We start from the raw sequence: 13,117 nt of genomic DNA on the forward strand, positions 1-13,117 counted from the left end.
GGGACCGTGCAACTGGGATGGTGGCCGGAGCCTTGGTGCCGGACCTCGTCAGGTCGCCGTGGGAAACGTCGCGTTGTCGATGACGAACCGGTAGCGCACGTCTCCCTTCTCCAGGCGCTCCAGCGCGTCGTTGACTTGGCGGGCGGCGACGGTCTCGACCTCGGCGGAAATGCCATGCTGTGCGCAGAAGTCCAGCATGTCCTGGGCCTGGGCGATGCTGCCGTTCTTGGTGGAGGTGATGACGAGTCGCCCGTTGCCCAGCAGGGGGACGTGGAACGAGCTGGCGTCCGCGCTGATGCCCGCGTTGACCAGGACTCCGTCCAGGCGGAGCAGGGTGAGACAGGCGTCGATGTTCACGCCGGCCGACACGGTGTTGATGATCAGGTCGAAGGTCCCGGCGAGTTCCTGGAACGTGGCCGGGTCTTCGGTGATGCGGTACTCGCGGGCTCCGAAGCGCAACGTGTCTTCACGCTTGGACAGACTACGGCCCAGGACGGTGACCTCGGCGCCCATGGCGTGCGCGAGCTTCACTCCCAGGTGGCCCAGCCCGCCCGGACCGAGGATGGCCACCCTTGTGCCGGGCCCGGCCTTCCAGCGCCGTAGCGGCGCGTACATGGTGATGCCCGCGCACAGCAGCGGGGCCGTGGTCTCCAAGTTCAGCGCGTCGGGAATGCGCAGGACGTAGTTCTCGTCCACGACGATGCGCTGGCTGTAGCCACCGTAGGTGGGCCGTCCTTCGTAGTCGACACCGCCGTAGGTGAGCACCTCGCCCTCGAGACAGTGCTGTTCCTCCCCGGCGAGGCAGTTCTCACACGTACGGCAGGAGTCGACATAGCAGCCCACTCCGACGCGGTCTCCCACCGTGTGACGGGACACGGCGGATCCGGCTTCGCTGACGACACCAGTGATCTCGTGTCCCGGCACCATGGGGAAGAGACCTTCCGCCCAGTGGTTGCGCAGCATGGCGACGTCGGTGTGGCAGATGCCGGTGTACGCGATGTCGATGACCACGTCGTGCGGGCCGGGGGTACGGCGCTCGATCGTCCTGAGAGCAAGCGGTTCTGCCGGGCCGATCGCGGAGAGAGCGGAAACGTGAGAGGTCATGGCTACCTTTTCGTGTGGCATGTGCTGGCTGGTCCGGATCGGGGTATGGCATGTACGCATGACTCAGGGGCGCTCGCGTCCTGAGCCTCGGGCGTGTCATGTGTGGCGACCGGGACTTCTTCAGGAGAGCACGCACGACAGGGGCGCGGACAGGAGGAGAGAGACCTTGTCGTTGCTGGTACTCGCGGGGTCACTCACGCGGTAGCCGCCGGGCGGCGGCGGGCGGTACAAGGGACTGTGCCATCGTCATCTCAGCTGTTCTGCCAGCACCTCGTTCGCGTGAATCGTGTCGAGGTATTCCCGGACCGACCGAATCTTGCCGTCACGCACCTCGCATGAGAACGCCACGCGGTTGTCATAGGTTTTGCCCGTCGCGGACACGCCGCGCGCAGCGGTCTCGATGACCACCCGACTTTCCTCCGCGACAGCGCTCAAGATGTCGACTCGGACACCGTCGGGCATCGTTGCGCCGATTGTGGTGAGTACTTCCACAAAGCCCTGCTTGGAGTGAGTTCCCGCCAGAGGAAACCGCTTGGGATTGCCCGCTATGCAATACTCAAGGTCCTCATCCAGACGGCTCAGGGCACTCTCCAGCCTTCCAGTCGAGAGGTCTTCGAAGAATGCCAACACCAGGGCCTTGCTCTCTGAAGATACGTTCATGCGCTTTTCCTTGCTCTGAATTTCGAACGCAACGGGCAGGTCGACCCGCACGTCACGCAGGCTTCATCATGCGGCCGGAGTGGAGTCAGGGAAGTCGATCGACTTGCTGATGTGGCTCCACCTGTCATCGGAGTCGGCCAACTCCCGGGCCGCTTCCTGGGCGAAGTTCAGCGCGTCGCTCCCGAGGACTACCCGCTTCGGGGGTTCGGGCATCCCGGCGAGCCGGATGATCGCCGCGGCGGCGCGCACCGGATCGCCGGGCTGCTTGCCGTTCTGGCTCGACAGCTGGCCGCGGAAGGCACCGACGGTCTGTTCGTAGGGCTCACTGATGGGCAGCATCGTCATGGACCGCGCTGTGAGGATGTCCGTGCGCAGATTGCCGGGTTCGACGATGGTGACCTTGATGCCGAGCGGGCCGACCTCCTTGGTGAGCGACATGGAGAAGACGTTTACCGCTGCCTTGGCACTCTGGTATGCGGCCAGTCCGGGGGTGCCCATCCGTGCGCCGAGCGACGAGACCTGGATGAAGTGCCCGGACCCTTGTTCGCGCAGGATGGGGAGCGCGGCTCGGGTCACGTGGACGACGCCCCAGAAATTGGTCGCGATCTGTGCGGAGAACGACTCCGCTGGTGTGTCCTCGATCGGTGCGAAGTCCGCCTGACCCGCGTTGTTCACCACCACATCGAGGGCGCCGAAGTGTTCCGTGGTGCGCGCGACGACCTGCTGGACGGTTACCGGATCGGCAACGTCGAGCGACGCTGTAAGCACACGCTCACCGTGCGCGTCGGCCAGATCGGCCAGTCGATCGGCGTCGCGTGCCGTTGCCGCAACCCGGTGGCCCGCCGCCAAGGCCGCTTCGGCGATCCGACGGCCGAGGCCACGGGATGCGCCCGTGATCAACCACACCTGTGACATGCACTCTCACTCCTCAGTAAGTATGTATCTACTTACTTACTGTGCCACAGTCGGCGATGCGGGTCCAGGAGAGGGCCTCCCTTGTGGTCGGGGCGACGGAAGCGCGTCGGGGCGCCGGTCAGTCAGGCAAGCAGCTTGTCGAGGGCGGCGGGGACGGCGGAGTTCGCCCATCGCGGCGCCGTCCTGCTGCGCCCGCTGCCCGAGGACCCGGCCCGGGGGCGCTGGCTCGGATACAAGGACACGGTGCGGGGGCCGGCACTGGACTGGCGTACCGACCTCGGTGTCATCCGCCTCGTGCACTGCGACGACTCCAAGGCCGCCACCGACGTCGCCTCCGCCATCACCAGTAACGGCAACGAGGACGGCGTCATCACCGTCTGCGCCCTGTACGGGGACATGGGCTTCACGGGGCCAGCACTGGTGGCCGCCGACCGGCATTCAACGAGGCCGCGCCGCTGACCGCGCTCGAGATTGAGGCGCTGCGCGCCCTGCACGTCACGCTGCAGGACCTGCGGCACGAGTACGAATCCGCGCTCGCCGTGACCCACCGCTCCTACCGGTTGGAGGAGAACGCGGAGGTGTACACCCACGGCCGGGCCCTGACCCACCACCCCGACGCCTTGCACGAGCTCAGCCGTCTGGCCGACCACTACGAGCGCGGCGTCGGGCTGCTCACCTGGCGCTACGCCAGCGCGGCCGCGGTGCTCGGCACCAGCATCCTGGCCCGCGTCGTGGGCAGCCGGCCCGCGCTGACGGCATCTGCGGTGACGGCACTGTGCGAGGAGCCCACCCTCGGCCAGCTGCGGGATGCCTTGTCAATCCCGTCCACTGACCTGCTGATCGCGCGTGAACCCGCGTTCCGGGACCGGCACGACGAAGAGCGCCAAGCACTGCTTCATGCGGTGGAGGGTGTCATCGAGTTTGCCGCCGAGCTCGGCGACGGCGTGCCGGCGGACGCGGCTGCCCTGTGGGCCGGGCGGCTCACCGCGTTCGACCGCCTGGGCACGGACCCGCTGTACGAAGGCGTCCTGGCACGGCTCCTGCCCTTCGCCCAGCAGTTCCCCCACGAGTTCAGCTGGTACCTGAAGCAGTCCCGGGCGGGCACACTGCCCCGTCAGATCCGCGCCTGACGACACAGCACCAGGTTGGGATGCCGACGCGGACTTATCCTTGCCGGGTGACGGTGAACGCGCCGCGGGTACCGGACAGTTGCAGGATGCGGGAGAGGAACGGCGGGACGGCGCATAGCCGCAGCTCGACGTCACCGGCTCGAGCGGTGCGGGCGGCGGCCAGCAGCGCGTTCAGTCCGGTGCAGTCGCAGAATGTCAGCCCGCCGAGGTCGATGACCACGACACGGTTCTCGCCGACGGCCGTCTGGAGTGCCTGGCGCACGTCGCCGGCGGTGACAAGGTCAAGCTCTCCCGACACCGCGACCCGGCAGCTATCGGGTCCGGTGGCCATCTGGTCCACCCTGATCGTCTCGTGCACCGGCATGCCTCCTCGCCGCGCGCAGGCTCCTCAGAGCTGATATCCAGGAAACCCCAGGTCAGCGGTTGCGTCCACCGTCACCTGTGCAGCGCCTGCGCCTGCCTGATCCCTCGGGTGGTCGTTGGCACGGGTGGGGCACGCCGCCCCGACACTGCGGTCGACGTCTGACCTCGCTGGTGAGCAGCCGCTGCGGTCGGCGCCCGCTCGAGAAGAACGGCGGCGCGGTCGGCCCGTGTGGGGACATACGATCAGCTGCTATGAGGATCATGCGTCGGCCGCTTGGCCACGGTCCGCGGCCGCAGTCTCCTGCTGTTGCCCAGTTCGAGACGGGTGGTGTCCGTCGGATGAGAGCTGTCGAGGCTGACATCGATGCAGCGCCGCTGTACCGGCCCGGCGGGGTAGAGCACCTCGCCCAACTGCGCGAGCGTGGCGTGCTCGGCTCATCGGATCGGCCCGCCTGACTGTCGGCACGGGCGGCTGGGATGCCCGGTGACTTCTGGCCAGTCGGCTGCACCCAGCCCTCTACTCGCAGTAGAGTCGAGGGCATGGCAGATGAGACGAGTATCAAGGTGAGCTCGGCCGCGCGTGACCGGCTTGCCCTTCTGGCGGCCGAGGGCAACACGACGATCCGGCAGCTTGTCGAGGATCTCGCCGAGGGCCGGCCGACCCAGGCCGAGTACGCGGAGCGCGCCGCACAGGCCCGCGCCGAGCTCGCCTCCGTCCTGGGCAGCGCGCCCAGCGAGGAGGCCGAGGCGAAGGCCCGCGGTCTCCTCGAGCGCCTCGCCGCCGGCCAGGGCTCGGCGGCCGCGTAGTGGCACCGATCGCGGTCGTCCTGGACCACACGACCACCGCCGCCCTCCACAACCCCAAAGACCCGCACAACGAGGCCGTCGCCGCCTTCTACGTCCAGGCATCCGGGGGCCTGGGCACCCTCTACGCCCCGGTGCTCTCCCTCACGGCCGGCGACACCGAGCAGACCGGCCTCCTCGCCTACATCCACGGGCTGCGGTTCATCACGATCGAGCCCTTCGGCACGCAGGCCGCGCTCACCGCCGCCGCGTTACTGCATGCCGGGCACTCCTGGGCAGCCGTCCACGCCATCCACGCCGCCCGCCCCTCCGCCGACTTCCCTGCCGGGCGCTTCCTGCTCACCTTGACGCCCGAGCTGTACGAAGGGACCGGAGTCCAGGCGGTCCACCCCGACCAGTAGGCCGCACCGAGGAAGTCTTCCGTGAAAACAGGCCAGAGGCTGAGGACGGACGCGCAGAGCATCATCACCTCCTCATTGCCGCTGCCCCCGGGGAGGCCGAGGGCATCCGGCCCAAACGCGGGGAACGCCAGCTCCCGGAGACCACCTGCCGGATGATCATCAACACGACCGACCGGCCGCCGACTGGTCGAAGCACTATCGACTGACTGACCGTCAGCAACAGGCGGCCTCAGAGCCCCTTGAGCGGTCATATAACCGCAGGTCAGACACCCCTTAAGGTCAAGTCCACCAGCAAGCCCCGGTCGCAACTCCCTTGCCACGAACCGAGGTCGCCCCCAGCCCGGGACCATTCGGAGCACTGGGAATGGGTACGGAACCTCGCGAACACCTGCCCTGACCTGCGGAAACATCGCGAAGCAGGCTCCCGGCAACCATGCAGGAACGGCAATTATGAGCTTGTTTCTTCACGGTTCGACAATTATTTAAACCCCGCGATAATTTAGCGTTTCGGGCATTCGTCGAAATAGTGCGGGAGTAATTTTGTGGCGACCGGGCGATATGTGCGATGTGTATTTGGCGAGATAATTTGACGTTTGGTGGGCGCCGTTAGTCTCGGTTGAGCACTTCGCTGTAATTGCTTAATTGGAATTATTGCTGTGCTACCGTAGCGGTCAGCAGTCCACACAGGGGTGTGGGCCCCACGCCATTCGATCACGCGCACGGGGCCCACACGCAGGACGTGGACGGAGGGCTCATCCCGGACCAGGGGATGAGCCCTCAGCGCATGTCCGCAGGTCAGTCCATCAGTTCGCGCACTACGCGTACCGCGTAGTAGACGCCCTTCAGGACTACGGCCACGGGCCGCAGCACGCGGATGATCCGCGCGAAGCGGCGACGCTTCGTCCGCGCCCGCCTGGCCCCGTCAGGGTCAGGTTCGGGCATACGTCTTGCACCTCCCTTCAGTGCCAGGACTGCCAATCGGCAGCCAGCCCATCGGGAATGTGAATACGGTACGCCAAGGAGCCTGCCTCGAAAGGCGTCCCGATGGGGCCGCCCATTTCGGAGTCAGAGGGCTTCCCGATATCGGGAACCCTCTTTCTGGCGCCCAAGTCGCTAATCCGCAGGTCAGGGCAGGTTGGCGACTTAGTTGGCAATTAAGTGGCCAACTATCTGTGCGGGGCGACGGGCGCCCTTGGGTTAGGGGAGTGTGGGCTGCGTCACTCTCCCGTGAGGTGGCAGCTCCTTATCGCGTGCCGCCTTCAGGACGCCGGGAGATGGCGGGCTTCACAGGCGGTGCACGGTTCGCTGCCCGGCCGGGTGAGCTCGTGCAGTGCCTGGTCGAGGGTGAGGTCGGGGTCGCTGGTCGGTAGCCAGCACGATTCATGGTGAATGACCCGGCGCCAGGGGCTGCCGGCGGGCGCCGGCAGATGCTGCACGCTCCACCGGCCAGCCGGGGCAGCGGGAGAGGAGCGCGGCGCCCGGGCCGACGGAGTCCGCTGGGTCGGCACGGGGAGTAGTCGGTGCCCTCGATGGAGGTGGCCAGACGGGCGGGGACGCGCATCACGATCGAGTCGGGCTCGACCGTGACACCGCCTGGCAGCTGCACCTCGGCCCATGCGGCCAGACGGACCTCGTACCACCAGCCGCCCCCGGAGCGGCGGCGGCCGAGGTGGCCGATGACCTGGGCTGTGACGCTCTGGCCGTCAGCCAGCTCGACCCACGCCGGAGGCCCGGGGGCGTCCGGGTCCGGGCTGTCGGGGCTGGGCGTCCACGACTACGCGGCGGGGGTGGCGGCGTGGGTGTGCTTGAGCTGCATCCGCGCGGTGACGAGATCCGGGCCCTCGAAGTTTGCCGAGAAGGGATGTGTGACGACGGTGATGGTCAGCTCCCTCTGCCGGTCCCGCAGCCGATGTACCTCCTTCCGGTCCTCCTCAGACCAGCCATCGGTCGCGGGGCGCTGGCGCGGGCGCCAGATGTCGGGGTCACTGAAGCCCGGGTGCGGCTCAACGCACCACGGGAAGGCCCTCGAGGAGCGCTGTGAGGGCGGCGGCGACCTGGTGGAGCTCTTCCTGCGCGGCGAGCAGGTCCGGAGGAAAGTCGTAGGCTCTGACCATAGCCCGGAATGATACGCCTGTTCGGTTCCCGATGGAGGTGGTGAGCTGACGCCCGGTGTGTCGTCGCTGTGGTCGGGTAGCCACCGCGGTGGTCAGCCGACGCCGAGCGCTGTTTTACGGCCGGATGAGCGTGGTCGACGGCAGCGTCTTTCACCGTCTCGTGGTTCCACGACATCGCGTTGACCGAAGGTCGGACTGGCGCACCGAGAGCGTCGGCGGGCGGCTGGAGCCGGAGCTGCTGGCCGACCGTCCGGTGGAAGAGCGGCTGCGCCCGGTGTGATGCGAGGCCCCGCCGGGCGCCAGCTGTTTCGACTGGCGCCCTGGTTTCACCGCGTGGGGCAGTGGTGCGTGTGGTCGGTGTCAGCGAAGAGCTGTTCGACGCTTTGACGGGCCCACCCGAGGAGGGTCAGCAGCATCTCGCCGGTGCTGATCAGCCGTTCGGTGACGCGGCCGGCCTGCGGGTCGTGGGGGAGCTGGGTGGCTTGGTGGAGAGTGCCGAGGAACTGTTCGATCCCGGTGTGGGCGGCGTCCTTGAGGATCAGGGCCGCTTCCCGGGTGAGTTCGTGCTGGGCGAGCCCGGTCTTCAGTCGTGTTAGCCGGCTGCTGGATTCGTCTACCCCCGGGTGGATCATCAGGTCCAGGTGGGCACGTGCCCCTCGGTATAGCGGGCGCCGAAGCCGCCCTGAGGCAGGATCTCGTCGATGGCCTTCAGGTCGGTGTCGGTGAGGGTGAGGTCGGCGGCGCCGACGTTTTCCTGGATGCGCTTCGGACTGCGGGTACCGGGGATGGGCACGATGTGCTCGCCCCGGGTCAGGAGCCAGGCCAGGGCGAGCTGGGAGACGGTGGCCCCCTTGGCCGCCGCGAGCTCGTCGAGCCGGCCGACAGCTTCGACGTTCCTCTCGAAGTTGCCCGGCTGCCAGCGCGGGTCGACGTTGCGCATGTCGGTGGCTTCGTACTGGTCGGCAGGCTTGGCGGCGCCGGTGATGAACCCGCGGCCGAGGGGCGAGTAGGCGACGAAGCCGATGCCGAGTTCGTCCAAGACGGGGAAGAGCTGCTCGACGTCCCGTTCGAACAGGGAGTACTCGGTCTGCAGGACAGAGACCGGCTGCACGACGTGCGCCCTGCGGATCGTCTCGGGCCCGGCCTCATTGAGTCCGAAGTACTTCACCTTGCCCGCGTCAATCAGCTCCTTGACGGTCCCCGCGACCTCCTCGATGGGCACCTCGGGGTCGACGCGGTGCTGATAGAAGACGTCAATGTGGTCCACGCCGAGGTAGCGCAGGCTGTTGTCGGCGACCTTGCGGATGTTGTCGGGCCGACTGTTGAGAGCGCCGCCGATCTGCTCCGGAGACACGGACATATCGACACCGAACTTGGTGGCCAGAACCACGTCGTCGCGGAAGTCTCTGACCGCCTTGCCGACCAGGATCTCGTTGGATCCGGTGCCCCAGCCGTACATCTCGGCGGTGTCGAAGAAGGTGACGCCCAGGTCGTGTGCGCGGCGGAGGGCGGCGACGCCGGCCTCCTCGTCGGTGGGTCCGTAGGCCATCGTCAGGCCCATCGCGCCGTAGCCGATCGCCGAGACCTCAAGGCCCTGCCTTCCGAGTGTCCGGTGCTGCATGACTCACTCCTCGGAAAGAAACTAGAAGGCAATTTCTGGCGAACCGTTGTGTCAGTGCGCCGCGGCGGTCAGTCCGGCGCGGTGGATCCGAGTGTGCTCGGCGACGCGCCGGCCGAGGTGGCGGGCGGTGTTCAGGTCTGCGTCGTGGACGGCGGGTGTGTCATTGAAGCTTTGTGCACCGGCGCCGAGGTAAAAGCCGAGGCGGTTGTCGTCCTGGGGGCTGGATGTGGTGTTGTTCCAGCCCGGCAGGAGGTTCAGGCTCACCCAGAGCATTCCGTGCTGCGCCGCCAGGAGCGCCAGGTACTGCAGGGTGTGCAGCTTGTCGCCGCTCATGGAGCCGGAGTTGGTGAATCCCGCCGCGAGCTTGTCGCTCCAGGCGCGGGTCATCCACCGCTTGCTGCTGGCCTCGGCGAAGGCGTGGAACGCCCCCGACGCGGTGCCCATGTAGGTGGGAGTGCCGAAAATGATGGCGTCCGCGGCGTCCATCAGTTCCCAGTCGGCGTCGCTGAGAGAGGCGACGTCCACGCGGTGGACCAGCGTCCCGGCGACGGAGCGTGCGCCGTCCGCGACGGCAGTGGCAATCTGCGCGGTGTGGCCGTAGCCGGAATGCGACGCGATGACGATCGAGATATCGGACATGAGTGTTCCTCTCCTGCCGCGATGCGGCGTGTTCGGTGGTGTGCCGGCAGACGATGAGCTGCCCGGTGCGGCGGTCGGCCGCACTGCTCCACGAGTGGGGACCGACGTCCCGGGCAGGGGTGCGGGGCATGCCCAGGTGTCGCGGGCCGGCGCCGACCACCATCAGCATGGATCGTCGTTCCGCTTTAAACAGTAGCATCGATAAGGCGGCGATACGCAATATGGGATATCGTTGTTCCATGAACGAGGGACGACGCGCCGCGCGACGCCAGGTACTGCAGGTGGCCGCCAAGCTTTTGGAGGAGGGCGGCAGCGAAGCGGTCTCCACGCGCGCGGTCGCCGCAGCCGCGGGCATCACGGCCCCCGCGCTCTACCGGATGTTCGACGACAAGGACGGACTCCTGGCCGAGCTGGCCGCCTACGGGTTCGAGATGTACCTGGCCGAGAAACGGGAGGCACTGGCGCTGACCCCGGACGACCCGGTGGCCGACCTCTACCGCGGCTGGGACCTGCACGTCGACTTCGGACTGCGGCACCCCGCGTTTTACGTGCTCATGTATGGCACTGCGCGGCCCGGGCGCCGGCCCCCGGCCGCGGACGAGGCGCACGCCCTGCTGGTGAGACTGCTGGGCCGGGCGGCCGAGGCCGGGCGCCTTCGGGTTCCGGTGGAGCAGGCGACCCGCGTCATCCACGCGGCGACAACGGGTGCCACGCTGGCGCTGATCGGCGAAAAGTCCTCGGAGCGGGACCTGACCACTTCGGCACGGCTGCGGGACACCGTCATCGCCTCGGTCACCACGGACTCGCCCGCCTCGTCCGGGTCGGACCTGGCCTCGCGCGCACTCGCCCTCGATGCCGCACTGGAAACCGCGCTCACCACCGGGCCCCCGGCTGCGGGCACCGGGGTACCTCTGCGAGACACGGAGACGGCTCTGCTGCGCGAATGGCTACAGCAGCTGGCAGGCTGAACCAGCCGCCTGCTCCGCAGGCGGTGGGCGCAGTCGGTTACGCCGGCCGCGCGGAGGGCCTTCAGTCGCAGGGGCCGACCGCAAGATCCTCGCCGACGGCCCCGCGCGCGGCGGCGCCCCGGCTCCGCGCCCCGAACTCGCCCCGCGGGGGCCGGGAACGCGGACGATCGACGGTGTATCGGTGCGCCTGTCGGCGCCCTCGCCCACGGCGGGAGAAGCGACCACCCTGACCGCGCGCGTCGGCGACACACCGACGCTTCAGCCCTGGCTCGGCATGGTCGGCCACATGATCGTGGTCGGCCCGCTCGACAGGGCGGACGCGACCAGCCCCACCCGTGTGGGACAGGCCGCCCAGGACGCGCCCGTCTGGGCTCACGGGCACTCCATGGGCGGCGACATGAGCGGCCACTCCGCACCCGGAGGTGCCCCGGCCCATGACATGGCGGGCATGCGGCACGGGACCCACGCCGACGGGGGAGGGGCGGAGGCGAGTTCGATGAGCGGGCTGATGCCCCTCAACGGCGACAGTCCCGCGGACGAGACCGTGGCCGCCTACGGGCCGGACGCCTCCTTCGTATACACCTTCTCCCGCCCCGGCTACTACCGCGTGTGGATACAGGCCGAGCGCGACAGTGCCATCCTGACCATCCCCTACCTCCTGCACGTGTCCCCGGCGGGAGGAGCGAAGTGAGCGCCCGCACCGCCTCCCGCACCCCCATGGTCCGGTTTCTGTATGGAGTCGCCGCCGCGCTGCTGACGGTGTCCCTCGCCCTGGTCGCGATCGGTTCCCTTCCGTCCTGGACGGACGACGCGGTCTCGCTGACCGCGGGCAGCGCCACCGACGAAGTGACCCTGACCGTGGCCCGGCCCCGCACCGGCGCCACGGACGTCGATATCCGCCTGACCCCCCGCCGAGGAGGGCGAAGCGGACGTCCGCCCGCCATCACCCTTCAGGCCGTCATGCCCACTCACGGACACGCGACGCCCCCGGCACACGCCCGGGTTCACGGCCCGGGCAGCTACTCCACAGCCGTCCACTTGATGATGCCGGGACGCTGGACCTTCCACGTCAGCGTCGACTACGGCACTCGGAGCGACCAGTTGGACTTTCCGCTGGCGATCTCCGGCTGAACCACCGGCCACACAAACGCGAGCAACCGCTCCCGCACGGTCATGAGAAAGGCATTCCCGTGAGCACAGCGCTACCCGTCACCGGCAGCAGGGCGTCCCAGCCGTCCCTCGCCGTCAAAGTCTCCCGCAACGACAGGACCGGCCCCGTCGCCGCCAATACCGTCCTGGCCGGGACCATGATGTCCCTGTTCGGCATCAGCTGGGACATCCAGTGGCATGTCGACGTCGGCCCGGATACGTTCTTCACGCTCTCCCACCTGATGCTGTACTCCGGCAGCGCCATCGCGGGCCTCACCAGCCTGGCCATGGTCCTGATCGCGACGGCCGACCAGCGGGCCGGCCAGTCCGTGGACCGGTTCCCCGGCGGCAAACCCGTACGTGTCCTCGGCGGGGTCTTCCGGGCCCCGCTGGGCTATCTGATCACCGGTACGGGGGCCGCCCTGTTCCTTCTCTTCGGGCTTCTGGACCTGTGGTGGCACTCGCTGTACGGCTTCGACGCCGTGCTGGACTCACCGCCCCACATCGGGCTCTTCCTCTCGATCTCTTTCTCCATGGTGGGGAGCGTCATCGTCTTCGCCGCGGCGCGCGACACCCGGTGGGGCAGGGCGGGTGTGATCCTCAGCATCCCCGTGCTCATCGTCTTCAGCCCCATCACGACGAATGCGTTCGGCGCACTGCCCCTGCCGGTGGACCCCTATCTCCTCGGGACCATCCTGTTCTCCACCCTCCTGCTGATCCTGGGGACGCTCACCATCGGCCGGCCGACCACCGCGCTGACGATCGCCGCGATCCTCGGCGCCCTGCAACTCGTCCTGTGGTGGTTCTCGCCCTGGGCAGCCCGCGTCTACGCCGACGCGACCGGTCTGCCGCTGCGGGACAACCTCGGCGACGATCCGCCCGGACTGCCCTCCGCGATACCTGCGTTCATGCTCGTCGCGGCAGCGGTCGGCACAGCGCTGATGTGGCTGAGCAGGAGGCGGGGCTGGTCGGGCCGCATCGCGCCGCAGATCATGGGCGCCGGAGGCGGAGCCGTGATCGGCCTCTCCCTCCCCATCCAGAACGCCCTGTTCGGCGGTTCCGGCCCGACCTCGGCCGAACTGCTGGAGATCACGGCCACCGGTCTGGTGACGGGCGTCCTCGCGGGCTACCTCGCCGCCCGACTCGCGGTCCTGCTGCGAGACCACTCCACCGCATCGGTCACGAACGCATCAGTCACGAATCCATCAGTCACGAAGGGCCGATGACCCATGCACTCCTCACGTTCACC

Annotated in this window: 18 protein-coding genes and 1 pseudogene; 9 read left to right on the forward strand and 10 right to left on the reverse strand. The window is 68.3% G+C overall.

Translation table 11 applies throughout. The features are described 5' to 3' along the window. Positions 1-48 precede the first annotated feature (48 nt). From ACJX2R_RS50760 to ACJX2R_RS50770, 3 genes are all read right to left on the reverse strand, one after another. The gene (locus ACJX2R_RS50760; RefSeq protein ID WP_413105713.1) at positions 49-1,104 is read right to left on the reverse strand and encodes an NAD(P)-dependent alcohol dehydrogenase; all 1,056 of its coding nucleotides are present in this window, start codon (positions 1,102-1,104) and stop codon (positions 49-51) included. Positions 1,105-1,350: 246 nt separating this feature from the next. Then, complete coding sequence (locus ACJX2R_RS50765) at positions 1,351-1,815, reverse strand: nuclear transport factor 2 family protein (RefSeq protein ID WP_413105714.1); 465 nt, start codon at positions 1,813-1,815, stop codon at positions 1,351-1,353. A gap of 15 nt (positions 1,816-1,830) precedes the next feature. After that, positions 1,831-2,679, reverse strand: coding sequence for an SDR family NAD(P)-dependent oxidoreductase (locus tag ACJX2R_RS50770; protein WP_413105715.1), 849 nt, complete (start codon positions 2,677-2,679; stop codon positions 1,831-1,833). A 135-nt stretch (positions 2,680-2,814) separates the two neighbouring features. Here ACJX2R_RS50770 and ACJX2R_RS50775 point away from each other — a divergent pair, with 135 nt between their 5' ends. Beyond that, positions 2,815-3,138, forward strand: a complete 324-nt coding sequence (locus tag ACJX2R_RS50775; RefSeq protein WP_413105716.1) for a hypothetical protein — start codon at positions 2,815-2,817, stop codon at positions 3,136-3,138. An 80-nt stretch (positions 3,139-3,218) separates the two neighbouring features. Continuing rightward, complete coding sequence (locus ACJX2R_RS50780; protein ID WP_413105717.1) at positions 3,219-3,809, forward strand: hypothetical protein; 591 nt, start codon at positions 3,219-3,221, stop codon at positions 3,807-3,809. Positions 3,810-3,843: 34 nt separating this feature from the next. Here ACJX2R_RS50780 and ACJX2R_RS50785 read toward each other — a convergent pair whose 3' ends face one another. Continuing rightward, positions 3,844-4,173, reverse strand: a complete 330-nt coding sequence (locus ACJX2R_RS50785) for an STAS domain-containing protein (protein WP_413105718.1) — start codon at positions 4,171-4,173, stop codon at positions 3,844-3,846. A gap of 539 nt (positions 4,174-4,712) precedes the next feature. Between ACJX2R_RS50785 and ACJX2R_RS50790 the strand changes: the two genes are divergently transcribed. Together ACJX2R_RS50790 and ACJX2R_RS50795 are read left to right on the forward strand one after the other, a co-directional pair. Beyond that, on the forward strand, positions 4,713-4,979 hold the full coding sequence (locus ACJX2R_RS50790) for a hypothetical protein (protein ID WP_413105719.1): 267 nt from the start codon (positions 4,713-4,715) through the stop codon (positions 4,977-4,979). After that, complete coding sequence (locus tag ACJX2R_RS50795; RefSeq protein ID WP_413105720.1) at positions 4,979-5,377, forward strand: hypothetical protein; 399 nt, start codon at positions 4,979-4,981, stop codon at positions 5,375-5,377. The genes ACJX2R_RS50790 and ACJX2R_RS50795 overlap by 1 nt, the downstream gene beginning before the upstream one ends. A 795-nt stretch (positions 5,378-6,172) precedes the next feature. Here ACJX2R_RS50795 and ACJX2R_RS50800 read toward each other — a convergent pair. The 3 genes and pseudogenes from ACJX2R_RS50800 to ACJX2R_RS50810 all read right to left on the reverse strand — a co-directional run bounded on the left by ACJX2R_RS50800 (position 6,173) and on the right by ACJX2R_RS50810 (position 7,491). Further along, positions 6,173-6,319, reverse strand: a complete 147-nt coding sequence (locus tag ACJX2R_RS50800; protein ID WP_413105721.1) for a hypothetical protein — start codon at positions 6,317-6,319, stop codon at positions 6,173-6,175. Positions 6,320-6,636: 317 nt separating this feature from the next. Then, complete coding sequence (locus ACJX2R_RS50805; RefSeq protein ID WP_413105722.1) at positions 6,637-6,993, reverse strand: DUF6233 domain-containing protein; 357 nt, start codon at positions 6,991-6,993, stop codon at positions 6,637-6,639. Positions 6,994-7,151: 158 nt separating this feature from the next. Then, positions 7,152-7,491, reverse strand: a pseudogene (locus ACJX2R_RS50810) (hypothetical protein). A gap of 124 nt (positions 7,492-7,615) precedes the next feature. Here ACJX2R_RS50810 and ACJX2R_RS50815 point away from each other — a divergent pair. After that, positions 7,616-7,771 (forward strand): hypothetical protein, encoded by a 156-nt coding sequence (locus ACJX2R_RS50815; RefSeq protein WP_413106210.1) that lies wholly within the window; start codon positions 7,616-7,618, stop codon positions 7,769-7,771. 46 nt (positions 7,772-7,817) lie between these two features. Here ACJX2R_RS50815 and ACJX2R_RS50820 read toward each other — a convergent pair whose 3' ends face one another. Genes ACJX2R_RS50820 through ACJX2R_RS50830 form a run of 3 tightly spaced genes read right to left on the reverse strand, consistent with a single transcriptional unit; the run spans position 7,818 to position 9,751 of the window. Next, positions 7,818-8,123 (reverse strand): hypothetical protein, encoded by a 306-nt coding sequence (locus ACJX2R_RS50820; protein WP_413105723.1) that lies wholly within the window; start codon positions 8,121-8,123, stop codon positions 7,818-7,820. Beyond that, positions 8,123-9,112, reverse strand: a complete 990-nt coding sequence (locus ACJX2R_RS50825) for an aldo/keto reductase (RefSeq protein WP_413105724.1) — start codon at positions 9,110-9,112, stop codon at positions 8,123-8,125. Before ACJX2R_RS50825 ends, ACJX2R_RS50820 begins: the two co-directional genes overlap by 1 nt. A gap of 51 nt (positions 9,113-9,163) precedes the next feature. Continuing rightward, the gene (locus ACJX2R_RS50830) at positions 9,164-9,751 is read right to left on the reverse strand and encodes a flavodoxin family protein (RefSeq protein ID WP_413105725.1); all 588 of its coding nucleotides are present in this window, start codon (positions 9,749-9,751) and stop codon (positions 9,164-9,166) included. 239 nt (positions 9,752-9,990) lie between these two features. Here ACJX2R_RS50830 and ACJX2R_RS50835 point away from each other — a divergent pair, with 239 nt between their 5' ends. From ACJX2R_RS50835 to ACJX2R_RS50850, 4 genes are all read left to right on the forward strand, one after another. Next, positions 9,991-10,719 (forward strand): TetR/AcrR family transcriptional regulator, encoded by a 729-nt coding sequence (locus tag ACJX2R_RS50835; protein ID WP_413105726.1) that lies wholly within the window; start codon positions 9,991-9,993, stop codon positions 10,717-10,719. A 181-nt stretch (positions 10,720-10,900) separates the two neighbouring features. Further along, a complete protein-coding gene (locus tag ACJX2R_RS50840; RefSeq protein ID WP_413105727.1) occupies positions 10,901-11,410 on the forward strand; it encodes a hypothetical protein in 510 nt (169 codons plus the stop codon). After that, positions 11,407-11,850 (forward strand): hypothetical protein, encoded by a 444-nt coding sequence (locus ACJX2R_RS50845; RefSeq protein ID WP_413105728.1) that lies wholly within the window; start codon positions 11,407-11,409, stop codon positions 11,848-11,850. Before ACJX2R_RS50840 ends, ACJX2R_RS50845 begins: the two co-directional genes overlap by 4 nt. A gap of 59 nt (positions 11,851-11,909) precedes the next feature. After that, positions 11,910-13,094 (forward strand): hypothetical protein, encoded by a 1,185-nt coding sequence (locus tag ACJX2R_RS50850; RefSeq protein ID WP_413105729.1) that lies wholly within the window; start codon positions 11,910-11,912, stop codon positions 13,092-13,094. The last annotated feature ends 23 nt before the right edge of the window (positions 13,095-13,117 follow it).

The organism is Streptomyces sp. Inha503 (genome assembly GCF_047215865.1).
Classification (GTDB): domain Bacteria; phylum Actinomycetota; class Actinomycetes; order Streptomycetales; family Streptomycetaceae; genus Streptomyces; species Streptomyces lycopersici.

Coding starts and splice junctions, on each gene's coding strand:
- ACJX2R_RS50800 (WP_413105721.1), bottom strand. CDS start 6,319: ATGCCCGAACCTGACCCTGACGGGGCCAGGCGGGCGCGGACGAAGCGT.
- ACJX2R_RS50760 (WP_413105713.1), bottom strand. CDS start 1,104: ATGACCTCTCACGTTTCCGCTCTCTCCGCGATCGGCCCGGCAGAACCG.
- ACJX2R_RS50835 (WP_413105726.1), top strand. CDS start 9,991: ATGAACGAGGGACGACGCGCCGCGCGACGCCAGGTACTGCAGGTGGCC.
- ACJX2R_RS50770 (WP_413105715.1), bottom strand. CDS start 2,679: ATGTCACAGGTGTGGTTGATCACGGGCGCATCCCGTGGCCTCGGCCGT.
- ACJX2R_RS50820 (WP_413105723.1), bottom strand. CDS start 8,123: ATGATCCACCCGGGGGTAGACGAATCCAGCAGCCGGCTAACACGACTG.
- ACJX2R_RS50790 (WP_413105719.1), top strand. CDS start 4,713: ATGGCAGATGAGACGAGTATCAAGGTGAGCTCGGCCGCGCGTGACCGG.
- ACJX2R_RS50815 (WP_413106210.1), top strand. CDS start 7,616: ATGAGCGTGGTCGACGGCAGCGTCTTTCACCGTCTCGTGGTTCCACGA.
- ACJX2R_RS50830 (WP_413105725.1), bottom strand. CDS start 9,751: ATGTCCGATATCTCGATCGTCATCGCGTCGCATTCCGGCTACGGCCAC.
- ACJX2R_RS50825 (WP_413105724.1), bottom strand. CDS start 9,112: ATGCAGCACCGGACACTCGGAAGGCAGGGCCTTGAGGTCTCGGCGATC.
- ACJX2R_RS50805 (WP_413105722.1), bottom strand. CDS start 6,993: ATGGGCCGAGGTGCAGCTGCCAGGCGGTGTCACGGTCGAGCCCGACTC.
- ACJX2R_RS50785 (WP_413105718.1), bottom strand. CDS start 4,173: ATGCCGGTGCACGAGACGATCAGGGTGGACCAGATGGCCACCGGACCC.